Origin of the sequence: Desulfovibrio legallii, assembly GCF_900102485.1 — a bacterium.
GTDB classification, from domain to species: Bacteria; Desulfobacterota; Desulfovibrionia; order Desulfovibrionales; family Desulfovibrionaceae; genus Desulfovibrio; species Desulfovibrio legallii_A.
Window position 1 is genome coordinate 63,011 of the sequence record NZ_FNBX01000002.1, and the last position, 23,935, is coordinate 86,945.

Annotated in this window: 17 protein-coding genes and 1 tRNA gene; 11 read left to right on the forward strand and 7 right to left on the reverse strand. The window is 64.7% G+C overall.

Annotated features, from left to right (window positions below; translation table 11 throughout):
• Window positions 1-8 precede the first annotated feature (8 nt).
• The 3 genes from BLS55_RS01535 to BLS55_RS01545 form a co-directional block, all read right to left on the reverse strand.
• Window positions 9-2,153 (reverse strand): methyl-accepting chemotaxis protein, encoded by a 2,145-nt coding sequence (locus BLS55_RS01535; RefSeq protein ID WP_092152600.1) that lies wholly within the window; start codon window positions 2,151-2,153, stop codon window positions 9-11.
• A 435-nt stretch (window positions 2,154-2,588) separates the two neighbouring features.
• Window positions 2,589-3,263, reverse strand: a complete 675-nt coding sequence (gene traT, locus BLS55_RS01540) for a complement resistance protein TraT (RefSeq protein ID WP_092152601.1) — start codon at window positions 3,261-3,263, stop codon at window positions 2,589-2,591.
• Between the two features lie 129 nt (window positions 3,264-3,392).
• Window positions 3,393-4,133, reverse strand: a complete 741-nt coding sequence (locus BLS55_RS01545) for a hypothetical protein (protein WP_143339493.1) — start codon at window positions 4,131-4,133, stop codon at window positions 3,393-3,395.
• Window positions 4,134-4,259: 126 nt separating this feature from the next.
• Between BLS55_RS01545 and topA the strand changes: the two genes are divergently transcribed.
• From topA to BLS55_RS01580, 7 genes are all read left to right on the forward strand, one after another.
• A complete protein-coding gene (gene topA / locus BLS55_RS01550) occupies window positions 4,260-6,506 on the forward strand; it encodes a type I DNA topoisomerase (RefSeq protein WP_092152766.1) in 2,247 nt (748 codons plus the stop codon).
• Complete coding sequence (locus BLS55_RS01555) at window positions 6,499-7,587, forward strand: XdhC family protein (RefSeq protein ID WP_257243089.1); 1,089 nt, start codon at window positions 6,499-6,501, stop codon at window positions 7,585-7,587. The genes topA and BLS55_RS01555 overlap by 8 nt, the downstream gene beginning before the upstream one ends.
• A gap of 18 nt (window positions 7,588-7,605) precedes the next feature.
• Window positions 7,606-8,643 carry a hypothetical protein gene (locus tag BLS55_RS12045; RefSeq protein WP_180365360.1) on the forward strand — a complete coding sequence of 346 codons (1,038 nt, stop codon included), beginning with the start codon at window positions 7,606-7,608 and terminating at the stop codon, window positions 8,641-8,643.
• Window positions 8,644-8,668: 25 nt separating this feature from the next.
• A complete protein-coding gene (locus tag BLS55_RS01565; RefSeq protein WP_092152604.1) occupies window positions 8,669-9,781 on the forward strand; it encodes an efflux RND transporter periplasmic adaptor subunit in 1,113 nt (370 codons plus the stop codon).
• A gap of 7 nt (window positions 9,782-9,788) precedes the next feature.
• Window positions 9,789-12,992: an efflux RND transporter permease subunit gene (locus BLS55_RS01570; RefSeq protein WP_092152605.1), complete on the forward strand. Its 3,204-nt coding sequence runs from the start codon at window positions 9,789-9,791 to the stop codon at window positions 12,990-12,992.
• Window positions 12,989-14,539 carry an efflux transporter outer membrane subunit gene (locus tag BLS55_RS01575; protein WP_092152606.1) on the forward strand — a complete coding sequence of 517 codons (1,551 nt, stop codon included), beginning with the start codon at window positions 12,989-12,991 and terminating at the stop codon, window positions 14,537-14,539. The genes BLS55_RS01570 and BLS55_RS01575 overlap by 4 nt, the downstream gene beginning before the upstream one ends.
• 417 nt (window positions 14,540-14,956) lie before the next feature.
• A tRNA-Ala gene (locus BLS55_RS01580) sits at window positions 14,957-15,032 on the forward strand.
• A gap of 270 nt (window positions 15,033-15,302) precedes the next feature.
• Here BLS55_RS01580 and BLS55_RS01585 read toward each other — a convergent pair.
• Window positions 15,303-17,144 (reverse strand): carbon starvation CstA family protein, encoded by a 1,842-nt coding sequence (locus BLS55_RS01585; RefSeq protein WP_180365361.1) that lies wholly within the window; start codon window positions 17,142-17,144, stop codon window positions 15,303-15,305.
• Window positions 17,145-17,800: 656 nt separating this feature from the next.
• Here BLS55_RS01585 and thiS point away from each other — a divergent pair.
• The 4 genes from thiS to thiF all read left to right on the forward strand — a co-directional run bounded on the left by thiS (window position 17,801) and on the right by thiF (window position 21,134).
• Window positions 17,801-18,001, forward strand: coding sequence for a sulfur carrier protein ThiS (thiS, locus tag BLS55_RS01590; protein ID WP_092152607.1), 201 nt, complete (start codon window positions 17,801-17,803; stop codon window positions 17,999-18,001).
• Between the two features lie 213 nt (window positions 18,002-18,214).
• Complete coding sequence (locus BLS55_RS01595; protein ID WP_092152608.1) at window positions 18,215-19,003, forward strand: thiazole synthase; 789 nt, start codon at window positions 18,215-18,217, stop codon at window positions 19,001-19,003.
• A gap of 189 nt (window positions 19,004-19,192) precedes the next feature.
• Window positions 19,193-20,311, forward strand: coding sequence for a 2-iminoacetate synthase ThiH (gene thiH / locus BLS55_RS01600; RefSeq protein WP_092152609.1), 1,119 nt, complete (start codon window positions 19,193-19,195; stop codon window positions 20,309-20,311).
• A 214-nt stretch (window positions 20,312-20,525) separates the two neighbouring features.
• Window positions 20,526-21,134, forward strand: a complete 609-nt coding sequence (thiF, locus tag BLS55_RS01605; RefSeq protein WP_092152610.1) for a sulfur carrier protein ThiS adenylyltransferase ThiF — start codon at window positions 20,526-20,528, stop codon at window positions 21,132-21,134.
• Window positions 21,135-21,319: 185 nt separating this feature from the next.
• On the opposite strand, the gene BLS55_RS01610 is transcribed toward thiF, so the two are convergent.
• The 3 genes from BLS55_RS01610 to atpE form a co-directional block, all read right to left on the reverse strand.
• Entirely contained in the window at window positions 21,320-21,502 is a 183-nt protein-coding gene (locus BLS55_RS01610) for a hypothetical protein (RefSeq protein ID WP_092152611.1), read from the reverse strand.
• 22 nt (window positions 21,503-21,524) lie between these two features.
• A complete protein-coding gene (gene lepA / locus BLS55_RS01615; protein WP_092152613.1) occupies window positions 21,525-23,330 on the reverse strand; it encodes a translation elongation factor 4 in 1,806 nt (601 codons plus the stop codon).
• Between the two features lie 254 nt (window positions 23,331-23,584).
• Window positions 23,585-23,908, reverse strand: coding sequence for an ATP synthase F0 subunit C (gene atpE, locus BLS55_RS01620; RefSeq protein WP_092152615.1), 324 nt, complete (start codon window positions 23,906-23,908; stop codon window positions 23,585-23,587).
• Window positions 23,909-23,935: the final 27 nt, after the last annotated feature.

Consider the following 23,935-nt stretch of genomic DNA (forward strand, 5'->3'; position numbering starts at 1 on the left):
GCGCGGGCTTATCCGCGCTTCATTTCCTCTATAAGGTTGTTGAGCTGCTGGGCCTGATTGGCCAGGTCGGAAACGGCATGGGCCGCGCCGTCCATGGCATCGGCAGTCTGGTGGGACATGCTGCTGATGTGGTTGATGCTCTGGTTGATTTCCTCGCTGGCGGCGGACTGCTCCTCGCTGGCGGCGGCAATGGCGTTAACCTGGTCGGCCGTGGCTTCCACCGTGCTGACGATCTCTTCCAGCGCCTTGCCGGACTGCTCGGCAAAATCCGTAGCCTGGCCTATCTGGCGCACGGCGTTGTCCACGCCCTCCATGCTTTTGGCCGTGCTGTCCTGAATGGCGGCAATGGCGTTGCCCACGTCGGTGGTGGAGGCCATGGTTTTTTCCGCCAGTTTGCGCACCTCGTCGGCCACCACGGCAAAGCCGCGTCCGGCTTCGCCCGCGCGGGCGGCCTCAATGGCCGCGTTGAGCGCCAGAAGGTTGGTCTGGTCCGCAATGTCGGAGATGACGGCCATGATGCGGCTGATGGCCTGGGCGTGCTCGTTGAGGCGGGCCATGTCCTCTTTGAGGGCCAGGGAGGCGTCGCGCACGCTTTCAATGCTCTGGAGGGACTGCTCCACAATGCGCGCGCCGGCCAGGGCGCGCTCGCGCGTGTCGCTGGAGGCCCCGGAGGCCTGGCTGGCGTTTTTGGCCACTTCCTGCACGGTGGCGTTCATTTCGTTCATGGCCGTGGCGGCCTCGGTAAGGCGCTGGGCGGATTCTGCGGCGCTGCGGTCCGATTGTTCGATCTGAGTCGCCAGCTTGGTGGAGGCGGAGGAGAGCACGCCCACCACGCCTTCCAGTTGCCCGGCGGCGGCCAGCATGCCATCGCGGCGCGCGCTTTCGGCCCTGGCCGTGGCGGCCTCGGCCTCGCGGGTGGCCTGGCGGGCTTTTTCCGATTCCGCCTTGGCGTCGGCGGCCAGGGCTTCCGCCTTGGCTATGGTTTCCAGCAGGGACTGGATCATGGCCTTGAGGGCCGTGCTCAGGGTTTTCATTTCGCCGCCGAAGCCTTCGTCCTTAATGGTGTGGCGCAGGTCGCCGCCGGCAATGACTTCGGCGGTGCGGGCCAGATAATTGACGGGCCGCAGGGAGCTGCGCACCAGCAGAAAGACGGCCAGCAGCAGGGCCGCCAGCAGCACGGCGGACATGGTCAGGGTCAGGCGGCTGATTTCCGTGGCCTGGGCCATCACCTCGCTTTCAGGGGCGGCGACGCTCAGGTACCAGTGCTGGCTGCTGCCCTCAATGGCGATGGGGTGGAAATAGCGCAGCATAACGCCCGTGGCGGCGTTCACGGCTTCAAAGTACGGTTCGCCGGCCTTGAAGGCCGCCATGGCGGCCTGCTCGTTCTGTAGCGCGTTGGCCTGAAAGACGTTTTTGCCGATAAGCTCGCTTTTGTGGTGGGCCAGAATGCGCCCCTGGTCGTTCTGGAGCGAAGCGTAGCCCGTGCTGTAGACCTTGATCTCCGTAACAAGCTGGACAAGACGGTCCACGGAAATATCCGCCAGCACCACGCCGCGAAAGGCCTTCTGGACCAGGACAGGGTAGGCCACGGAGGACATGGGCACCGCCTTGCCGTTGACCGTGTAGGGCTGCGGGTCGGAAAGAAAGACCGCCTGCGTTGCCTTGGGCGTTGTATAGTAGGGCTGGTCCAGCTGTTCGCCCAGGTTCACCAGCTTGGCCCCGGTGGCGCAGTAGGGCAGAAAGCGGCCGTTGGCGTCGCTGCCCGCCGCGCCGCGGCAGTCGGCGTCTTTGCCGTCGTAAGCGTTCGGTTCCCACATGGCGCCCACGCCAAAGAGGTCCGGATTGCCCATCTGCACGCCGCGCAGCAGGGCCGCCAGGCTTTCCCGCGAAGGCTGCTGCCCTGTGGCGATAGCCTGGGCCAGGGCCCCGCTCAACGCCTTGGTCTCGCCCACAGCGCCATTGATGAAACTGCGGATCAGGTTGCCTTTTTCGCCGCCCAGGGCGGCCAGCTCCCGCTTGGCTACGCTGCCTACGGCGGCTGCGCTGCGCCACTGGATCTGCCAGGCCAGCAGGCCAAGGCCCAACACCAGAATCAGCGCCACAGGGATGACTACTTTGGGAACAATACGCAATCGTTTGTATGCACCGAACATATTCCCCTCCCGCAAACTGATGTTTTTTATTCAAGGATGTTATTGAAGAATTATCAAATGAAAAACAGTTATGATAATTATAGTTACGACATTTTGCGCGCAAAGTTTAGTCATAAGGCTTAAATTGCAAATTCAGTGGGGAAGAAAATATTTTTTAACTGTTTTAAATACAGCATGTTGATATGCGATGTTTGGCTTGCTGCAAGATATGATGGGCGTAAAAGAGTTTGTAACGCAGCGAGATATATTGGCTATACATAAAAAAACAAAAAACGCTCCCCAGAACAGGGAGCGGCGGCGGAATCACGGCGTCTGTGCGAACAGACGCCCGGCGTAGAGGCGCGGGCGTAGCGGCGCTGCGCGGGGAAGCGCCAGAGGGTGCGTTTTGCCTGCCCTTGGGAACAATCGTTCGCAGGGGCAATAATCTTCAGGGGATCAGGGGCTGGGCGGGCTGTCCTCCGGACCAGCGGGAAACGCGGCCGCGTCGGCCGGATCCGGCGCGCCGTCTGTGGCCGCATGCAGGGCCTGGGCCAGCTCCTTAGCCAGGGTTTCCATAAAATAGGGAGGCAGGCTTTTTTCCTGCCGGATACGCTGGCTGAGCAGCAGCCCCAGGCGCATCTGGCTGTCGGAAATGGCGTTGCGGCTGCTGATGTTTTTGAGCCGCGCCCGGCCCGGCTTGGCCGCGCTGGGCACCCGCCTGAGCACCAGCAGCACGTCGGCCACCAGGGCCGTGCCGCCCTGGCCCGCAAGGCGGGAGGGCGCGTCGTAGCCTGCGGCCACCACGGCGCGGGCCGTGGCCGGATCCGTGGGGCCCGCGGCCAGCACGTTCATTTGCAGGATGTAGCCGGCCTGGCTGGGGTTGGGCACCAGCTCGTAGCCTGCCTGGCGCAGGCGGGCTTCGGCCAGGGGGCGCAGGCCGGGGGCGTGCCCCGAATTGTCGCGCAGCCCCAGGTAGACCAGCCTGGGGATCTCCGCATCGTTGGCGGCGTCTTCCAGCGCGCCGGCGCGCAGAACCTCCAGCCGGGCCGGGTCGCCCTGCTGCCGCACGCAGGCGCAGAGCGGCAGCAGGCAGCAGAACAGGGCCAGAAGCGCGGAACGGGGAAAAGCCATACAAGCCTCGATAGGGGTCCGTGGCTGTGCGGTCACGGGCAAGAGTGCAAAAAGCGCCGCCGTGCTCTGTGCGGCAAAAGGGACGCCGCCGGGGCAGGGGCTTCGGGCCGCGGGCGGCCCGGAAGGGGGTCAGGGCTGCAGGGCGTCCACCACCTTGCGGCTCAGGGCGTCTTCCAGGCCGGGCAGGCTGGCCTCGCGGCCCATGTTTTCGCCTTCGGCGGTGACGCGCACGCGGCTCCAGGCGTCGTCTGCAGGCTCGTGGCCGTGGCGGCCGAAGCCCACCTGGGCCTCCAGGCCCCAGACATTGTAAGAACCGCCGTCCGAGAGACCCACGCCCAGGCCCAGCAGCGCGCCGCCGCCGATGCCCCAGGCCGCGCCCCGGCCGCCGCCCACAGCCCCGCCCAGCATGGCCCCCAGCACCGCGCCCGTGGCCGTTGTGCCCAGGGTGCGGCCGCCGCTCGCGGGGGCGCTGCGGGAGCCCAGCTGCCGGATGTCTTCCACGCGCACGCGCACAACAATGTCGGCCTCCTGGGCCGTGTCGGCGGGCGTCAGGCTGCGGTCGCTCTGCAGATAGCCCGTGAGCATGGAGGCGAGGTCCGCGTTGAAGGATTCGCTGCCGCCGCGCACGCCCACATGCACGCTCTGGCCGGGCTTGGCCGTCACCGTGGGCAGGGCCGCAGACCAGCCGGGAGCGGCCGCGTCGTCCGCAGCCGGGCCGGAGCCGCCCGCGTCCTTGCCGGCGCAGCCCGCCAGCATGAAGCAGACCGGCAACGTGAGGCAGGCCAGCAGCAGGGCCCGGCACAAGGGGCGGAAAGACTGAAAATTCGGCACCATGGCATCCTCTGGCTTTACGGCATATTGTATCTGCATAGCGTATATCCCGTCCGCTGTCCAGGCGGCGCCCGGCGCGCCGCACTTGACGCCCTGCGGTTTTGTCGTATCTTGCCGTAACAGCAGCGGTGCATGACGGCAGCCGCAGCGCAACACGGGGGCAGCATGGGCAAGCAGCTGATTATTGTGGAATCGCCGGCCAAGGTGAAGACCATCAAAAAGTTTCTGGGGCCGCAGTACATGGTGCAGGCCAGCGTGGGCCATGTGCGCGACCTGCCCTCGGGCCAGCTGGCCGTGGACGAGGAGCACGACTTTGCCCCGCACTATGAAGTGATTGAAGAGAAAAAAAAGGTGGTCAGCGAGCTGCGCAGCGCCGCCGCCAAGGCCGATACCGTGTACCTGGCCCCGGACCCTGACCGCGAAGGGGAGGCCATAGCCTGGCATGTGGCCGAGCTTATCAAGGATAAAGCCAAGGACATCAAGCGCATCCAGTTCAACGAGATCACCGCGCGGGCCGTGAAGGAAGCCCTGGCCCATCCCCGCGCCCTCAACGGGCACCTTTTTGAGGCCCAGCAGGCCCGCCGCGTGCTGGACAGGCTGGTGGGCTACAAAATTTCCCCCCTGCTCTGGAAAACCGTCAAGCGCGGCATTTCCGCCGGGCGGGTGCAGTCCGTGGCTCTGCGGCTCATTGTGGAGCGCGAGGAAGCCCGCGAGGCCTTCAACCCTGAGGAATACTGGCTCTTCCGCGCTCTGCTGGCCGGGGAAACCCCGCCGCCTTTCAAGGCGGAGCTCGCCAAAATCCACAATAAGAAGGCCGTGGTGGCCAATGCGGCCCAGGCCGAGGAGCTGGAAGCCGCCCTCAAGGGGCAGCCCTTTGTGGTGCAGAGCGTGGAGGAAAAGGAACGCGAACGCGCGCCCCAGCCGCCCTTCATCACCTCCACCCTGCAGCAGGCCGCCAACCAGCGTCTGGGCTACACGGCCAAGCGGACCATGAACCTGGCCCAGCGCCTGTACGAAGGCGTGGAGCTGGGGGATAAAGGGCTCACGGCGCTCATCACCTATATGCGCACGGATTCCACCCGCATTGCCGACGAGGCCCGCCAGGCGGCCAAGGAATACATCGCCGCGGCCTTTGGCAAGGAGTATCTGCCCAAGCGCGCCCGCGTCTACAAAGCCAAGGAGAGCGCCCAGGACGCGCACGAGGCCATCCGCCCCGTGGACGTGACCCTCACGCCGGAGACGGTCCAGCCCCATTTGCCGCCGGATCAGTACAATCTTTACCGGCTTATCTGGTCGCGCTTTGTGGCCTCGCAGATGGCCGGGGCGCGGTTTCACGACACGGCCGTGACCATTGCCTGCGCCCACACCCAGTGGAAGGCCAAGGGCGAGCGTCTGCTCTTTCCCGGTTTTCTGGCGGCCCTGCCGCGCGGGGCCAATGAAGACGCCGCGGCCCTGCCGCCCCTGCGCGCCGGGGAGACCCTGAATCTGGAAAAGCTGGAAAAGGAGCAGAAGTTCACCCAGCCCCCGGCCCGCTACAGCGAAGCGAGCCTGGTGCGGGAGCTGGAAGAGCTGGGCATCGGGCGGCCCTCCACCTATGCGGCCATCATCTCCACCCTTCAGGACAGGGAATACGTGACCCTGGCGGAGCGGCACTTTGCGCCCACGGACCTGGGGCGGGTGGTCTGCCGCCAGCTGACGGAAAATTTTTGCCGGCTCATGGACGTGGGCTTTACGGCCAAAATGGAAGAAGACCTGGACAAGGTGGCCGAGGGCAAGGAGGGCTGGGTGGATTTGCTGCGCGCCTTTGCGGGCGACTTCAACCCCACCCTGGCCGCGGCGGCCAAAAACATGCAGAGCGTCAAGGGCGGCCTGCCCGCCAACCTGTCCTGCCCGGAGTGCGGCAAGCCGCTGGTCATCAAGTTTGGCAAGGCCGGGGCCTTCCTGGCCTGCTCCGGCTATCCGGAATGCCGCTACACCAGCAACTTTGAGCGGCGGGAGGACGGCAGCGTGGCCCCCGTGGCGCAGCAGAAGCCGCAGTACGAAAAAGTGGGGCAGTGCCCCCAGTGCGGGCGCGATCTGGTCATCAAGCGCTCCCGCACGGGCAGCAGCTTCATCGCCTGCACGGGTTACCCAGAATGCCGCTACGCCGCGCCTTTGTCCACGGGCGTGCCGTGTCCGCGTTGCGGCAAGGGGCAGCTGGTGGAAAAAAGCACCAAGCGCGGCAAGATATTCTATTCCTGCGATCAGTACCCGCAGTGCGATTTTGCCCTTTGGGACAAGCCCGTGCCCGGCCCTTGCCCGCGTTGCGGCTCCCCCTATCTGGTGGAGAAAAAGCAGCGCGGCGGCGGGGCCAGGGTTGTCTGCCCGGTTAAGGGCTGCGGCTATGTGCAGGAGGAAGAAGCGCATGAGTGAGATTGCCGGCGGCATGCCCGCGCCCCTGTGGGAAGAAACCCTGGAAGCCCGCGTGGTGGAACTGCTGTGCCGGGAGGAGACCGTCGCCCTGGTGACCATTGTGCGCAGCGCTGGTTCGGCCCCGCGCCATGCGGGCACGCGCGCCCTGTGCACGGCCGCTGGTTTTGAGGGCACGGTGGGCGGCGGCGTTTTGGAGGCCCGCGCCATGGCGGCGGCCCGGCAGTGCCGGGAGAGCGGCCTTTCGGCCCTGGCGCGTTGCGACCTGAGCGGCGTAGGGCCGGACAGCGACATGATCTGCGGCGGCAGCATGGACGTGCTCTGCGAAGTGCTTACCCCTGAGGCCGCCGCTCTGTTTGATTTGGCCGCCGCGGCCCTGCGCGAGGACAACCGCGGGGCCTGGCTGGTGGACGTGAGCGAGCCTTCGCTGCCCCGGCGGCAATTGTGGGTGGAGGCCCTGCCCCAGGACCACGCCCTGCCGCCGCATGTGCTGGCGGACGCGGACGCGGCCCGCGCCCTGCTGGAGGCCTGCGGCCGCAAGCCCGGCCTGGTGACGCAGGCGGGGCGCAGCGTGTATGTGGAGCCCCTGAACGCGCCGCCTGTGCTGCTGTTGTGCGGGGGCGGGCACGTTTCGCTGGAGGTGGCCCGCCTGGCGCACGCCTGCGGCTTTGTGGTGGACGTGGCGGACGACAGGCCCCAGTTCGCCAATGTCGAGCGCTTTCCCATGGCCCGTCATTGCTATGTGCTGCCGGAGTTTGCCGGGCTGGTGGAGGCCTGCGGCGTGGGGCGGCGGCACTATCTGGCCATTGTCACCCGGGGGCACAGTTTTGACCGGGAGGCCCTGGCCCAGGCTCTGACCAGCCATGCCCGCTACATCGGCATGATCGGCAGCAAGGCCAAGAAGGCCCAGGTTTATGCGGCCCTGCGCGCCCAGGGCGTGCCCGATGCGGAGCTGGCCGCCGTGTGCTGCCCCATCGGCCTGCCCGTGGCGGCGGAAACCCCGCAGCAGATCGCCGTCTCCATTGTGGCGGAGCTGCTGGCCGTGCAGGCGGGAACCTTGCAGCGTCTGCGGATTGAGGATTAGACTTGCGTCGGCCCTTTTTTGTTCCGCGCCTGCGCTTGCCGCGCGCGCGTCTTGTCTTTTTTGCAGGCCGCAACGTTTTTTGAAGGGGCAGGGCAGAAGGGGGGCGCCTGCGCGCAAAAGTTTCCCCGCCGTCATGCAGGATTCTCTTTCCGCGCTCGCCCGGCCGTAACCTGTCCGTCGCTTGACATTTGCTGCCCGGCACGACACTGTGAGCGTGCACAGGCGGGCGTTATGGATGCGACCATCATTGCCGCGCTGGTTCTGTTTCTGGCGTTCATTGTTCTTGACGCCCGCAGACGGACGGCGCAACAGATTCGGCTTATTGCCGAAGAGAAGCGCGACATTGCCGCGGCCTCCGATATGACGGCCAGCATCGGCGTGTTCTATCCGGACGTGCGCACCACGGTGGTCATGGGCGCTTCCGAAGATACCGGAACGTGCTATTACCGCGTGCTGCGCGACGGCAAGGTTCTCAACCGCAGCAAGATAAGCCTGGCCAACATTGCGCGCGTGGAGCTGCTCGTCAACGGCGCGCCGTTGACGCTGGAGGCGGAATCCCGTCAGGCCACGAGCTTTCTCCGGGCCACGGACGTGGCCGGCCGCTGCATGAGCCAGTTTTCTCCGGCGCAGCTGCAGGCCGTGCAGCGGGCCGGACTGCGGCTGGTTTTTCTGGATGAAGCAGGCGCGCAGAAGGCCCTGGACATTACCGTGCTGCGCATGAACGACGAGCGGCACCGTTTCAAGCGCATGGAGCTGTTCAGAGACGCCGTGTGGTGGCGCACTTTTCTGGACAGTGCCGGCGCCAACGCCCGGCAGGCGCTTGCTCATCCGGAGCAGGCCCCCCCCCACCGAACTGGGCGAAAATTCTTTGTAATTTTTTTTATCAAACAAAAGCAATATGTTAGAAAAAATTTATACGGTCGGCTAACCCATTGGAATAGCGTTTCTTTTAAAAACGTTGCTCCCAATGCGGTCGGATTGCTTTTTCATATGAACTATGTTCTTTACTTTCCGTCCCTCCGTTCAGGGGTGGATTCGGCAGTTCCCGGCGCGTGAATGCGGCGCCACTATGGAGTAGTGCATGACCAGAAGAACGCTTTTTTCCCTTTCCCTCATCCTGTGCTGCCTGCTGGCGGCCTGCAAAGGCGACGACAAGGCCGGCCAGGCGGACATGCGCCTGCCTGTCTCAGTAGTGGACGTGACCGCTGCGGACGCGCCCTGGCCGGCGGAATACCAGGCTCAGGCGGCGGGTTCGCGCGCCGTTGAGGTGCGCGCGCGGGTGCAGGGCATCATTGAAAAACGGCTCTATGAGGAAGGCGACTTTGTGAAGGAAGGGCAGCTGCTCTTCCAGATCGAGCGCGACCAGTACGAAGCCCAGATGCAGCAGGCTCAGGCCCAGTTCACCAATGCCGAGCGCGAGTGGCGGCGCATCCGCCCCCTGTACGAGAAGAACGCCGTTTCGCAGAAAGACCGCGACAACGCCCGCGCCTCTTACGACAGCGCCCGCGCGGCCCTGCGTCAGGCCAAGATCAATCTGGATTACTGCCAGGTGACGGCCCCTGTTTCCGGCTACAGCAGCAAGGAAAATGTCACCCCCGGCAACCTGGTGAGCAACAATTCCCTGCTCACCCATGTGAACCAGACCGATCCCATGTACATTGATTTTTCCATCCCCGCGCCCGAACGCATGACCAGGCAGAACCTGGCCGCGCAGGGGCGGCTGCGCTTCCCCGAAGGCAACCGCTACAAGGCGCAGCTGCGCCTGCTGGACGGCAGCCTGCACCAGGGCGAGGGCGAGGTAACTTTTATCGACAGCCAGGTGCAGCCCGGCACCGGCGTCATCAAAGCGCGCGCGGTCTTCCCCAATGCGGACCGCAGCATTATGCCCGGCCAGTATGTGCGCTTGTATGTGGAGGGGGACGTGCTGCCCAACGCCGTGCTCATTCCCCAGAAGTGCGTGCTGCTTACCCAGAAGGGCTCCATGGTCATGGGTGTGGATAAGGACGACGCGGTGTACGCCATCCCCGTTACGGTGGGCGTGGCCGTGGGCGACAAATACCTGGTGCTGGAGGGCCTCAAGGGGGGCGAACGCATCATCAGCGAAGGCATCATCAAGGCCCGCCCCGGGGCCAAGGTGCGCGTGCAGCAGGGGGGCGGCCAGAAAGCGCCCCAGGAAGCCGCGCCCAAGAAGTAGGTAGTTTATGGCTGTTTCCACCAAGCCCAATTTCTTTTTGCGCAGGCCGGTTCTTTCGGCGGTCATTTCCATCGTCATCACCCTGGTGGGCGCGCTGGCCATGAAGGCCCTGCCCATTGCCCAGTATCCTGATCTGGTGCCGCCTACGGTCAACGTATCGGCCTCCTATCCCGGCGCTTCGGCCGAGACCATCGCCTCCACGGTGCTGGCCCCGCTGGAAGTGAGCATCAACGGCGTGGAAAACATGCTCTACATGACCTCCACGGCCGCTTCCGGCTCCGGCTCCGGCAGCATCAACGTCTATTTTTCCCTGGGGTCCAATCCGGACATGGCCCTGGTCAACGTTAACAATAAGGTTAACCTGGCCCAGACCACCCTGCCGGAAGAAGTGCGCCGCCAGGGCGTGAGCGTGGTCAAGCGCTCCCCGGCCATGCTCCAGGCTTTTGCCTTCTTTTCGCCCGACGGCCGCTACGACCAGATCTACATCCACAACTGGATGCAGATCAACGTTGTGGACGAGCTCAAGCGCGTGGAAGGCGTGGGCGATTGCTCCGTCTTCGGGTCCATGGACTACGCCATGCGCGTCTGGCTCCAGCCGGACAAGCTGGCCAAGTACGGCGTTTCCATCAACGAGGTCAAAGCGGCCATCCAGGAGCAGAACTCCCAGTACGCGCCCGGCCGCCTGGGCGATATGCCCACCAGCGAAGACACCCAGCTGGGCTGGCAGATCGACACCCAGGGCCGCCTGGTCACGCCTGAGGAATTCGGCCAGATCGTCATCCGCACCGGGTCGGACAGCGCCATGCTGCGCCTGAAGGATGTGGCCCGCATTGAGATGGGCGGCAAGGATTACAGCGTCAGCTCCACCTACAACGGCATGGTGGCCCGCATGGGCGCGGTGTATCTGCTGCCCGGTGCCAACGCCATCGCCACGGGCGAGCGCGTCAAGGCCCGCCTGGCCGAGATAGCGCGCACCATGCCCGACGGCATGGAATATAAGATCGTTGTGGATACCAACGACTTCGTCCTTGAGTCCATCAAGGAGGTGCTCTCCACGTTGGTGGAAGCCATGATCCTGGTGGTCATCGTGGTCTACGTCTTCCTGCAGAACTGGCGGGCCACGCTCATCCCCTGCATTGCCGTGCCCGTGTCCATCATCGGCACCTTTGCGGGCCTCTACGCCTTCGGCTACACCATCAATACGCTGACCCTCTTCGCCATGGTGCTGGCCATCGGCATTGTGGTGGACGACGCCATCGTGGTGCTCGAAAACGTGGAACGCATCATGAGCACGGAGCATCTGCCGCCCAAGGAGGCCACGGCCAAGGCCATGAACGAGGTGACGGCCCCGGTCATCGCCATCGTGCTGGTGCTCTGCGCCGTGTTCATCCCGGTATCCTTCATGGGCGGTCTGGCCGGGCAGATGTACAAGCAGTTTGCCATCACCATTTCGGTCTCGGTGGTGCTCTCCGGCATTGTGGCCTTGACCCTTACCCCGGCCCTCTGCGCCCTGCTGCTCAAGCCCCACGGGCACGATTACAAGCCTTTCCGCGCTTTTATCTGGTTCAACTACGCCTTTGGGCGGGTCACCCGCCGCTACGTCAACATCGTCCGCTTCATTAAAAGCTCCACGTTGCGGGCCCTGCTGCTCTGCGCCGTCATGGTCGCCTTTACGGCCTGGCTTTTCCGCGTGGTGCCCGGCGGCCTGGTGCCCAACGAAGACCAGGGCTATATGCTGGGCATGTACATCCTGGACGACGGCGCGGCCCTGCCCCGCACCCAGAAGGTAGGCGCAGTGCTTACCGACTTTCTGACCAAACAGCCTGCTGTGGAGGCCATGTCCAACATCAACGGTCTGGACATCACCTCCATTTCCGTCAAAAGCAATTACGGCACCTTCTTCGCCAAGCTCAAACCCTGGGAAGAACGCACGGGGCCGGGCATGTCCGCCGACGACGTCACGGGCAAGGTCATGGCCGTGACCATGATGCAGCCTGAGGCCGTGGTGCTGGGCTTTACCCCGCCGCCCATCAGCGGCATGAGCACCACCGGCGGCTTTGAAGGCTATGTGCAGATGCGCGGCACCGGCAGCCTCAAAGATATGGAGGCGGTGACCAACAAGCTGGTGGCCGAGGCCACGGCCAAAAAGCCCGACGGCACGCCCAAATATCCGGCCATCGGCATGGTGCGCAACCTCTTTTCCACTGGTTCTCCCCAGCTCTACGCCAACCTGGACCGCGAACGCTGCAAGGATATGGGCATCAGCATTGCCGACGTCTTCACGGCCATGGGCGGCACCTTTGGCGGAGCCTACGTCAACGACTTCAACTACATGGGCCGCACGTTCCAGGTGCGTCTGCAGTCCGAATCCAACTACCGCGACCTGCCTGAAGACCTTGGCGACGTCTTTGTGCCCAACAATAAAGGGGAAATGGTGCCCCTTACGGCCGTCATGACCCTGGAGCGCCGCACGGCCCCCCAGGTGGTGGAGCGTTACAACGTCTTCCCCGCCGCCCACATCATGGGTTCGCCCGCCGAGGGGTATTCCTCCGGCCAGGCCATCGGGGACATGGAAAAAGCCGCGGCCGTCGTGCTGAATACAGACTATCAGCTGGGCTGGGTGGGCTCGGCCCTGCAGGAAAAACTGGCCAGCGCCGACACCACCACCATCTTTGTGTTGGCCCTGGTCATGGTCTTCCTGATCCTGGCCGCCCAGTACGAATCCTGGTCTCTGCCCCTGTCCGTGCTCACGGCCGTGCCTTTCGGCGTGTTCGGCGCGCTGCTGGCCACCTGGGCGCGGGGCCTTTCCAACGACGTTTACTTCCAGGTGGCCCTGGTCACCCTTATCGGCCTGGCGGCCAAAAACGCCATCCTGATCGTGGAGTTCGCCGTAGAGGCCTGGCGCGCGGGCCGCAGCCTGGACGCCGCCGCCGTGCACGCCTCCAAGCTGCGCTTCCGGCCTATTGTCATGACCTCATTGGCCTTCATTCTGGGCTGCGTGCCCCTGGCCATCAGTTCCGGCGCGGGCGCCAACAGCCGTCACGCCATCGGCACGGCGGTCATCGGCGGCATGCTGGTGGCCACCTGCATCGCTACGCTGTTCATCCCCTTCTTCTTCAAGCTGATCATGCAGATCTCGCTGAAAATTCAGGGCAAGACTGATCCCCACGCCGGCCAGAACGGCGCGGGGGACGAACAGGAGGAAATATGAGCGCTCTCCGTCCCGCCCGCGTCCCGGCCTTGGTGCTGGCGCTGGCCTGCATCACGCTGTTGGCGGGCTGCTCTCTGGCGCCGCATTACGAGCGTCCGGACCAGACCCTGCCGACCCAGTGGCGCAGCGTGGACTTGGGCTCCGCCCCGCTGCATACGGATTGGTGGACCCGCTTTAACGACCCCGTGCTGACTGCCCTGGTGGATGAGGCCCTTAAAAACAATCAGGATCTTGCCCAATCCCTGGCCAACATAGATTCCGCCGCCGCCCAGGTGGGCGTGGCCACGGCCGGGCTTATGCCCCAGGTTTCGGGCGCGGGCGGGGCCAAATCCGCCAGCCTTTCGGAGCGCTCGGTCAATACCGGCTCCTATGAGGCCAAGGGCCTTACCCGCTCCTACACCGATTACCAGGGCTCGCTCAACGCCTCCTGGGAGCTGGACTTCTGGGGCAAGCTGCGCAACCGGCGCACCATGCTGGGCGACGTGCTCATGAACACGGTCATCGGGCACGAGGCCAAGCGCCTCTCCGTGGCCGGAGAAACCGCCCAGGCCTACTTCGCCCTCCTGACTTTGGACATGCAGCTGGATACGGCCCGCCGCACCCTCAAAACGCGCGAAGACGCCTTCACTATCTACACCAGCCGCTACAAGCAGGGCGACATTACCGAGCTGGACTGGCAGCGCGCCCGGGCTGAGGTGGAAACCGCCCGCGCCCAGGAGCACACCAGCACCGTGGCCGTGGATAAGGCCGAGGCCGCCTTGGCCGTGCTGCTGGGCCGCTCCCCCCGCGACATCATGGAGAGCGCCATGGTCCGCGGCCAGGCCATCGGCATGCTGCCTGCCCCGCCCGTGCTGCCGGCAGGCCTGCCTTCCGACCTGCTGGAACGCCGCCCGGACATCCGCGCCGCCGAGTTCCTGATTATGGCCAACAACGCCAATATCGGCGTGGCCCGCGCCCAGTTCTTCCCCTCCATTTCCCTTACGGGCATGCTGGGCACGGTCAGCTCCTCAGTGGGCAGCCTGTTCGGCGGTCCGGCAGGCGTCTGGAGCTACGGCGTCTCCGGCAGCGTGCCCCTGCTGGACTTCGGCAACAACTGGTACAACCTCAAAGACGCGGAAGCCAAAAAACGCGCCGCCATTGCCGAATACCGCAAGGCCGTGCAGAACGCCTTTGCGGATATCCGCACTTCCCTCACGGCCCAGCGCGAGGCCGACGCCATCGTGCGCAGCATGCAGATCCAGGTGGAAAGCCTGCGCCGCTCCACCCAGATTGCCCGCCTGCAGTACGACAACGGCTATACGGATTACCTGACCGTGCTGGACGCCGAGCGCCAGCTCTTCGCCGCCGAGCTGCAACTGGCCGAAGCCCTGCGCGACCGCCTGGACAGCGTGGTGAGCGTGTGCATGGCCCTGGGCGGCGGCTGGCAGGATTCCGGCGCGCGTCCCGGCTTCCCCGTGACGGATGCCGAGACTCTGGTGCAGGAACAACAGGCCAAGCCGGCCCCGGCCGCGACGCCCGCGGCGGTTCCGGCCGCCAAGGCGGAGTAGGGCAGAACCGGAAGGTTTTGTTAAAAGGTTTTGTTTTTTGTGGGGGGAAGGAAACTTTTGTGAACAAAAGTTTCCTTCCCCCCACGCCCCCCATCCTTCAAAAAACTTTTCTCCTTTCAGAGAGCGTGCCGGGCGTACCTTGGCCGTGAGGCCGTTGCCGGCTCCGGCAAGGTTCATGGGGGGGCAGCCGCCCTCTCGATCCTCAAGCCCATTTGAGCCTCCTGGGCTCCGGCAAGGTTCATGGGGGGCAGCCGTCCTCCCAGAAAAGCGGGCCCCAGGGAAGCTCGGCCGCAGCCGCTCCCCCGGAAGTGGAGCCCCAGGCGAGGCTGCCCTGCGCTCCAGATCCGGGCGCGTTGGCCACTTGACAGAAGGGGCGCTTTTGCCTATTGCTGTTGTTCTGCGCAGTTGGCGCAGTGTGGGGAAGTAGCTCAGCTGGGAGAGCATCGCCTTCGCAAGGCGGGGGTCGAGGGTTCAAATCCCTTCTTCTCCACCAAATTTCAAGGGGTTACGGGTTATGCCGTGGCCCCTTTTTTGTTTTGAGAAAACGGGGTTGCACGGGTCTACACCAAAGACCGGGGCAGGCGCTTTCAGCGGGCCCTCCAGCGCGGCCTCCCGGACTGTCGCCAGGGCGTCCGCATCCGTTCAGGGCGGACATTTTGGGGTACAGAAAAAGCCCCCTGCCGACATGTATTCCGGCGGGGGGCTTTTTGTATGGGGGGGCAGGCCGCCCCCCATTTGGCCAAAAGGTTATGTACGCGCGGGCTTATTCCTCGGCCAGGGCGCGCACGGGTTCGCCGTAGGCGTCCTTCACCGTGGTCTTGATGCCCATCAGCTCGTTCCAGCGGCGGAAGGTGCCTACAAAAACGAAGATCATCAGCACCATGACCAGGCAGGCCAGGGAGGCCAGCAGGTACTTGCCGTTGGGGATGTAGTCGCCCGTCACCTGCAGGTAGCCGGCCCAGAAGGTCACCGCGGCCATAAACACGCCGGGGATGGCCGTAATAAGGCAGAGCTTGCCCCTGTTCATGCGCAGCAGCATGGTGGTGCTCACAATAAGGGCGCAGGCGGCCAGCAGCTGGTTGCTCATGCCAAAGAGCGGCCAGATGCTGCTGATGTTGCCGGTGTAGACCAGGTAGCCCCACATGGAGGTGAAGAGCAGGCTGGTGATGACCACGCCGGGGGCCCAGTTCTTGTCGCCAAAGGGGGCGTAGACCTTGCCCAGCATCTCCTGCAGGAAGAAGCGGCCCACGCGCGTGCCGGCGTCGATGGCGGTCAGGATGAACACGGCCTCAAACATGACGGCAAAGTTGTACCAGTAGGCCATCAGGCTATCCATAAACGGCAGTTTGTGGAAAATGTGGGCCATGCCCACGGCCAGAGAAACGGCACCGCCGGGGCGGGCGTGCAGGTTCAGGCCGATCTTTTCCTCAAAAAAGCCCAGGTCCACGGTATTGAGCGCGGGGTGCGCGGCCACCAGGGCGTCAAACTTGGCCGGGGTGGCGTTAATGGCAAAATAGTCGCCCGGCATGAGCGTGCAGGCGGCAATAAGGGCCATCATGGCCACAAAGCCTTCCGTCAGCATGGCGCCGTAGCCCACAAACAGGATGTCCCGCTCGCTGGCGATCATCTTGGGCGTGGTGCCCGTGCCGATGATGGCGTGGAAGCCCGAAACGGCCCCGCAGGCAATGGTAATGAAAATAAAGGGCAGCACAGGCCCGCCGATGACGGGGCCGCCGCCGTTGATGAAGGGCGTGATGGTGGGCATAAGCAGGGTGGGCCGCACAAAGATGATGCCCAGAGTCAGCATGAGGATGGTGCCGATTTTCAGATAGGTGGAGAGGTAGTCGCGCGGCACCAGCAAAAACCACACCGGCAGCACAGAGGCGATGAAGCCGTACACGGCAATGGCAATGGCCACGGTGTTGCGGTTCCAGTCAAAGGCCCAGCCCAGCACGTCCTGCTTCATGAGGTCGTGCCCGCTCAGAATGCCGATGACCAGCAACGCCACGCCCACCACGCTGGCCAGGATGACGCTGTTCTGCCTGTAGCGCATGATCAGGCCCATGAGCATGGCGATGGGCATGGTGATGACCACGATGAACAACGACCACGGCGCGTTGTGCATAGCGCTGATGCAGGCCAGCGAAAGGCCCGCCAGGGTCAGAATCAGAATGCAGAGCACGGCGATGCCGGCCACTGTGCCCGTTACCGGGCCCACCTCGCGCGTGGCGATGGCCGCCAGGCTCTGGCCCTTATGCCGCACAGAGGCGAACAGCACCACCATATCGTGCACGGCCCCGCCCAGCACGCAGCCGATAAGAATCCAGAGCGCGCCCGGCAGATAGCCGAACTGCGCCGCCAGCACCGGCCCCACCAGCGGCCCGGCGGCGGCAATGGCCGCAAAATGGTGCCCGTAGAGCACAAATTCATTGGTTTTTACATAGTCGTGCCCATCGGCAAAGCGCACGGCCGGGGTCGGGCGGCTGCCGTCCAGCCGCAGCACTTTGTTGGCGATAAAAATGCCGTAAAACCGGTAAGCGATGGCAAAGACGCACAATGCCGCAAAGACCAGCGTCAGGGCATTGATATGTTCTAACGATTCCATCACGGTTTCTCCCGTCAGAAATGTTCGTAAGGCACAGGGGGCGGTCACGCGCCTTGCGGCCGCGGCCGCGGCAACAACCAGCTGCTGACGATGGTCGGTATGACTTCTGACAACCTCCTTAAGGCAACGAGTTCCGCTCTCACAAGGCATTGCGTAACAAAATCCGTTTTGCCTGCTTGTTCAATCAGGCACATGGCCTTTGCCTACACCTAATAAGTATCAGTGTCCAGAATTGCGCATCGGCCCCACGCCTTGTTTTGCGGACGCGGCCGTGCCCCCTGGGGGGAAGCGCGCGGATTCGTTGACGCATTGCGGCGCAAAAAGTTTCGGCCGCGCAAAAATTGCGCGCAGGGCCGTATGGGCCGCCGTTGCCCCTTGCCATTGCCCCGGCGCAGGACTATGCTTGCACCGTAACCGGCTGGGGGAGCCCACACAAGGCTGAGAAAGGGTGATCGCGCCCTGACCCCTAGAACCGCGCAAAACGCGGTTCTGCACCTGACGCGGATAGTGCCGACGAAGGGAAGCTGGCCAACCTGCCAACCGCAGGTTTGTGCTCGCCCGCAGCCGTAATGGTCTGACGGGCGCTTTTTTTTGCCCCGCAGCGGGGGCGTCCGCCGTTCCGTTACCCACCAACCTGTAGCGTCTGGAGGCGTAGTATGGACATCCAGGTCAACGGCGCGACCGAGCCCCACCCGGAAGGGTGCAGCGTGGCCGAGGTGCTCGCCGCGCGCGGGCACGACCCCGCGGCCGTGGTTGTGGAGCGCAACGGGCAGATCCTGCCCCGCGAGCGCTTCGCCCAAACCCCCCTCGCGGCCGGGGACCGTCTGGAAATTGTGCAGTTCGTGGGCGGCGGTTAGGGCATTTCAACTTTGAATGCCCTGGCCGCTGCGAGCAGACGCCCGCTGTGGAGGCGTAAGCGCAATTCATTGCGCTGTTAAGCGCCAAAATGAGCGGCCTTAAACTTTGAGAATGTCTGTTCTCAAAGTGAATCTGCCCTAAGGCCGCGCCTCGGCCTTGGAGCCTCTGCAGAGCCCACGATTCCGCAACCCTTTCACAGACGGAGCAACATTATGGAAGATTCTTTTGTCATCAACGGCGTGGCCCTCAAAAGCCGTCTCTTCATCGGCACCGGCAAATACGGGGCGGATAGCCTTATTCCTGAAGTGGCCGCCGCCAGCGGCGCGGAAGTTATCACCGTGGCCATGCGCCGGGTGGACCGCCAGGAACCCGCAGACCCGGCCCGCCAGGGCGTTATGGCCCACATTCCCAAGGGGCTGCGCCTGCTGCCCAATACCTCCGGCGCGCGCACGGCCGAAGAAGCCGTGCGCCTGGCCCGTCTGGCCCGCGCCGCCGGCTGCGGCGACTGGATCAAAATTGAAGTCATCGCCGATACCCGCCACCTGCTCCCCGATGGCTACGAAACCGCCAAGGCCACGGAAATCCTCGCCAAAGAAGGCTTTACCGTGCTGCCCTACATCAACCCGGATATCTATGTGGCCCGCGCCTGCGTCAGCGCCGGGGCCAGCGCCGTCATGCCCCTGGGCGCGCCCATCGGCACCAACCGCGGCCTGCGCACCAAGGAGATGATCGCCATCCTTATTGATGAACTGGACCTGCCCATTATCGTGGACGCGGGCATCGGCCGCCCCTCCCAGGCCTGCGAGGCTATGGAAATGGGCGCGGCCGCCTGCCTGGTCAATACGGCCATTGCCTCGGCCGAAGCCCCGGTGCGCATGGCCGCGGCCTTCGGCGCGGCTGTCAGGGCCGGGCGCGAGGCCTGGCTGGCCGGACCCGGCGCGGTGCGCGCCAGGGCTGAAGGGGCGGAGGCCTCCTCCCCGCTGACCGGCTTTTTGCGGTAGGGGAAAGGCCGCCCCGGCGGCCAGGGGCTTCTTCTCCCACCCCCGGCCCCCGCAGCGGGCTTGTCCGTCCCCGGCGGCCCTGCGCGGCGGCTGCCCCCGACACGGGGTTTCCCCCGGCCTGGGCGCGAAAAACGCCGCACGAAACCGCCGCACTACAAAAAGGAAAACAGAAAAAAATACAGGTGCCCTATGGAAACCTTTGAGGAATATCTGCAACAATGGCCGGCAGAGCGCCGCAGCGCGGGCGCGGCCCGCGCTGCGGGCGACGCCGTGCTGGCCGTGCTGGAGAAGGAAACCCTCTCCCCGGCCGATTTTCTGACCCTGCTTTCTCCCGCGGCTCAGCCCCATCTGGAGGCCATGGCCCGCCGCGCGCACGCCCTTACCCAGCGCTACTTCGGCCGCGCGGTCAACATCTTCACGCCCCTGTACATCTCGGACGTCTGCACCAACCAGTGCCGCTACTGCGGCTTCAACGCCAAGAACAAACAGCCCCGCCGCCACCTCAGCGTGGACGAGGCCTGCGCCGAGGCTTGCGCCATTGCAGACAGGGGCTTCCAGCACATTCTGCTGCTCACGGGGGACGCCCGCAAGCTCTCCTCGCCGGAATACATCGCCGCCGTGGCCCGGCGCATCAAGCCGCGCTTTGCCTCTGTGGGCATTGAGGTCTATTCCCTCACTACGGAGGAATACGCCCTTATGGCCGCCTCTGGCGTGGAAAGCATGACCATGTTTCAGGAGACGTATAATACGGAGCTCTACGCCTGGCTGCACCCCGTGGGCCCCAAGCACGACTATTCCTTCCGCCTCAACGCGCCCCAGCGCGCGGCCGAAGGCGGCATCCGCTGTCTGGGCTTGGGCGCGCTGCTGGGGCTGGAATCCTTTGAGCAGGACGCCTTTGCCACGGGCCTGCACGCCTGGTGGCTGCAGCGCCGCTACCCCGGCGTGGACATGAGCGTCTCCATCCCTCGCATCTGCCCCCACGAAGGCAGCTTTGAGGTGCAGCACGCCGTGGACGACCGCAGCCTGGTGCAGTACGTCACGGCCCTGCGCTGCTTCCTGCCCCGCGCGGGCATCACCTGCTCCAGCCGGGAGAGCGCCTTTATGCGCGACCACCTGGTGCCCCTGGGCGTCACCCGCGTGTCCGCCGGGGTCTCCACTGCCGTGGGCGGCCGCGCCACAGCGGACCTGCACAACCCCGGCCAGTTTGAGATCACCGACCACCGCAGCCTGGAAGAAATGATGGCCTCCCTTACGGGCCTGGGTTACCAGCCCGTGCTCAAGGATTGGGAGCATCCCGTAGCCGTCTAGAGCAGGTTACCTTTGAGAATAGGCGTTCTCAAAGTTTAGGGCACGCTCGTTTCGGCGCTTGCCAGCGCAAATAAATTGCGCTTACACCTCAACAGATGGCGTCTGCTCACGCAGCCGCCAGGGCATTTCAATTTTGAAATGCCCTAACCCGTTTGAGCGGCGCGGACCGCGGGGGGACTCCTTCCCGCGGCCGCCCGCGGCAGGAAACAATCGTATGCCCAATCTGCTGCACCAAGGCCTGGAACGCTATTTTACCCCGGAGCAGCGCGTCCGGCTTGCCGCCGCCCGCGTGGGCGTGGCCGGGGCCGGGGGCCTTGGCTCCAACGCCGCCCTCATGCTGGCCCGCTGCGGCCTGGGCCACCTGCTGCTGGTGGACCACGACCTGGTGGAGGCCTCCAACCTCAACCGCCAGCAGTACTGGCCCCGCCATGTGGGCCGCCCCAAGGTGGAGGCCCTGGCCGAACTGCTGCGCGAACTCAACCCCGATCTGGACGTCCGGACCCGGCAGGAGCGCCTGACGGCCGACAACCTGCCCGAAATGCTTCCCGCCTGCCCTATCTGGGTGGAGGCTCTGGACGGCCCGGACGACAAAAGCCTGCTGGTGGAGCAGGCTTTGCTCAGCGGCCGCCGTGTGGCCAGCGCCTCCGGCATGGGCGGCTACGGCGGCGCGCCCATGGGCCGCCGCACGCTGGGCAATCTGGTTCTGGTGGGTGACTTCACTACCGATATTCTTATGGCCCCGCCCCTGGCCCCCCGCGTAACCGAGGCCGCCGCCCTGCTGGCCGACGCCGTGCTCCAGATGCTGCTGGATGGGGAGGAGTAAGGCGCGGCGGGAAGGCAGCGCCAGACCCCGGCCCAGCCCGATCCGGCCGGGGCGGCGGACGGCCGGTGGCGGCCTCAGAACCGCGTCAGGTCCGGATCCGGAGCCCGCAGAAAAGCCGCCCGCTGTGGAGGCGTAAGCGCAATTTATTTGCGCTGTTAAGCGCCGAAACGAGCGTGTCGTAAACTTTAAGAATGCATATTCTCAAAGGTGATCTGCTCTAGTCTTTGTTGTGGGGGGGGCGCGGCCAGGGCCACAGCAGGGGGCACGGTGGCGGCCTCTGCGGGCAGAGCGTCGGCGGGGGCGGTGTCGTCAGGGGCCTTTTTTTGCGTGTCCTTCCGGGCCTCCTTCAGGGGGGCGGCCCATGCCATGCGCGTGACCGACCCTCCGCCCCTATTCGTCGCCCACCTTGAGGGCCGCCAGGAAGGCCTCCTGCGGCAGCTCCACATTGCCCATGCGCTTCATGCGCTTTTTGCCTTCTTTTTGTTTTTCCAGCAGCTTGCGCTTACGGGTGATGTCGCCGCCGTAGCACTTGGCGGTCACGTCCTTGCGGAAGGCCGAGACGGTTTCGCGGGCAATGATTTTCTGACCGATGGCGGCCTGAATGGCCACCTGAAAGAGCTGGCGGGGGATGCTGCGCTTGAGCTTGAGGGCCAGGGCGCGGCCGTAGGGGTAGGCGCGGTCGCGGTGAACAATGACGGCCAGGGCGTCCACGGGGTCGCCGTTGAGCAGGATGTCCAGGCGCACCAGGTCCGCGGTGCGGTAGTCCAGGGGGTGATAGTCCATGGAGGCATAGCCCTTGGTGGCGGATTTGAGCCGGTCAAAAAAGTCGTAGACAATTTCGGCAAAGGGCAGCTCGTAGGTGATGATGACGCGGTTGGCGGCCAGGTAGTGCAGGTTTTTCTGAATGCCGCGCTTTTCTTCGCAGAGCTTCATCACATTGCCCACGTATTCGTTGGGCACATGGATGTCCATGTTCACATAGGGCTCATACAGGGCGTGGATTTTGGTGGGGTCCGGCAGGCGGCTGGGGTTGTCGATTTCCAGGGTTCTGCCGTCGCTGGTTTCCACCTTGTAGATGACCGAAGGGGCTGTGGCGATGAGGCTGACCTCAAATTCCCGCTCCAGGCGCTCCTGGATGATCTCCATATGCAGCAGGCCCAGGAAGCCGCAGCGGAAGCCGAAGCCCAGGGCCTGGGAGGTCTCCGGCTCAAAGGTGAAGGCGGCGTCGTTGAGCTGCAGCTTTTCCAGCGCGGCCTTGAGGTTCTCGTAGTCTTCGGAATCGGTGGGGTAGAGCCCGCAGAAGACCATGGGCTTCACGTCTTTGAAGCCGGGCACGGGCGTTGCGGCCGGGTTTGCGGCCAGGGTAATGGTGTCGCCCACCCTGGCGTCGCCCAGGGCCTTGATGGAGCCGCACATAAAGCCCACCTCGCCCGCCTGCAGCTGGGGCACGTCCTTGGCTTCGGGCGAGAATACGCCCAGGCGCAGCACCTCGTATTCCTTGCCCGTGCTCATAAGGCGCACCACGTCGCCCACGCGCACGCGGCCGTCCATAACCCGGAAGAGCACTACCACGCCCTGGTAGCTGTCGTACCAGGAATCGAAAATCAGGGCTTTGAGGGGGGCCTCTGGGTCTCCTTCGGGCGGGGGCAGCCGGCGGACAATGGCCTCCAGCACCTGGTCCACGCCCTGCCCGGTCTTGGCGGAAACGGCCAGGGCCTCGGAGCAGTCGAGCCCGATGCTTTCTTCAATCTCGGCCTTGACGCGCTCCACGTCCGAGCTGGGCAGGTCGATTTTGTTCAGCACGGGGATGATTTCGTGGTCGTGGTCCAGAGCCAGGTAGACGTTGGCCAGGGTCTGCGCCTCCACGCCCTGGGTGGCGTCCACCACCAGCAGCGCGCCTTCGCAGGCCGCCAGGGAGCGCGAGACCTCATAGTTGAAGTCCACATGGCCGGGCGTGTCAATGAGGTTGAGCTCATAGGTGCGGCCGTCCGCGGCAGAGTAGGGTATGCGCACGGTCTGGGCTTTGATGGTGATGCCGCGCTCCCGCTCCAGGTCCATTTTGTCCAGGTACTGCTGGCGGGCCTCGCGCTGGCTGACCACCTGGGTCAGCTCCAGGATGCGGTCGGCCAGGGTGGATTTGCCGTGGTCGATGTGGGCGATGATGCAAAAATTACGGATATGGTCCTGTTTGGGCATGGCGGGTTCCTGCTGCCTTGGGGTGGCGCGCTTGCGGCCGGAGCGCTCTGGAGCAGAATTGTATAACCAAAATCGGCGCGGAAGTCCACGGATGCGGACGGGGCCGCTGCGGGGACGGCGCGGAAAAACGGGGGCCTGGGCCAAAGCCGGGGGCGCGCGCTTTCTGACCGCTCGCGTGCTGCCCGCGCCGTAAAAAAGGCATAACAAAGGGCGACCCCGAAGGGCCGCCCCTGAAGGCGATGCCGGGCCCGGCCCTACGCGTAGGGGTTGGCGTACAGCAGGATGAAGCTGATGACCAGGGCGTAAATGGCCAGGGATTCGATGAAGGCGAAGGCCAGGATCATGGTGCCGGTGATTTTGCCGCTCACGTCAGGGTTGCGGGCCACGCCTTCGCAGGCGCCTTTGAGGCCCAGGCCCATGCCGATGCCGCAGCCGAAGGCGGCGATGCCGATGCCGAGGGCGGCGGCCAGGCAGGTGTAGCCCAGGGCGGCGGCGTCAAGGCTGCTGGCGGCGAAGGACATGCTGGCCATGCCCATCAGGACCACGGTGTTGAGGGCGATCATCAGAAGTTTGCGCATGAGACACTCTCCTTGCACTGTTGTATA

What these genes read in the sequence shown, in the direction of transcription:
- thiS (WP_092152607.1), top strand. Translation starts at nt 17,801, where the DNA reads ATGGACATCCAGGTCAACGGCGCGACCGAGCCCCACCCGGAAGGGTGC.
- lepA (WP_092152613.1), bottom strand. Translation starts at nt 23,330, where the DNA reads ATGCCCAAACAGGACCATATCCGTAATTTTTGCATCATCGCCCACATC.
- BLS55_RS01585 (WP_180365361.1), bottom strand. Translation starts at nt 17,144, where the DNA reads ATGGAATCGTTAGAACATATCAATGCCCTGACGCTGGTCTTTGCGGCA.
- BLS55_RS01545 (WP_143339493.1), bottom strand. Translation starts at nt 4,133, where the DNA reads ATGCAGATACAATATGCCGTAAAGCCAGAGGATGCCATGGTGCCGAAT.
- topA (WP_092152766.1), top strand. Translation starts at nt 4,260, where the DNA reads ATGGGCAAGCAGCTGATTATTGTGGAATCGCCGGCCAAGGTGAAGACC.
- BLS55_RS01565 (WP_092152604.1), top strand. Translation starts at nt 8,669, where the DNA reads ATGACCAGAAGAACGCTTTTTTCCCTTTCCCTCATCCTGTGCTGCCTG.
- BLS55_RS01535 (WP_092152600.1), bottom strand. Translation starts at nt 2,153, where the DNA reads ATGTTCGGTGCATACAAACGATTGCGTATTGTTCCCAAAGTAGTCATC.
- thiH (WP_092152609.1), top strand. Translation starts at nt 19,193, where the DNA reads ATGGAAACCTTTGAGGAATATCTGCAACAATGGCCGGCAGAGCGCCGC.
- BLS55_RS01595 (WP_092152608.1), top strand. Translation starts at nt 18,215, where the DNA reads ATGGAAGATTCTTTTGTCATCAACGGCGTGGCCCTCAAAAGCCGTCTC.
- atpE (WP_092152615.1), bottom strand. Translation starts at nt 23,908, where the DNA reads ATGCGCAAACTTCTGATGATCGCCCTCAACACCGTGGTCCTGATGGGC.
- BLS55_RS01555 (WP_257243089.1), top strand. Translation starts at nt 6,499, where the DNA reads ATGAGTGAGATTGCCGGCGGCATGCCCGCGCCCCTGTGGGAAGAAACC.
- BLS55_RS01610 (WP_092152611.1), bottom strand. Translation starts at nt 21,502, where the DNA reads ATGGCATGGGCCGCCCCCCTGAAGGAGGCCCGGAAGGACACGCAAAAA.
- BLS55_RS01575 (WP_092152606.1), top strand. Translation starts at nt 12,989, where the DNA reads ATGAGCGCTCTCCGTCCCGCCCGCGTCCCGGCCTTGGTGCTGGCGCTG.
- traT (WP_092152601.1), bottom strand. Translation starts at nt 3,263, where the DNA reads ATGGCTTTTCCCCGTTCCGCGCTTCTGGCCCTGTTCTGCTGCCTGCTG.
- BLS55_RS01570 (WP_092152605.1), top strand. Translation starts at nt 9,789, where the DNA reads ATGGCTGTTTCCACCAAGCCCAATTTCTTTTTGCGCAGGCCGGTTCTT.
- thiF (WP_092152610.1), top strand. Translation starts at nt 20,526, where the DNA reads ATGCCCAATCTGCTGCACCAAGGCCTGGAACGCTATTTTACCCCGGAG.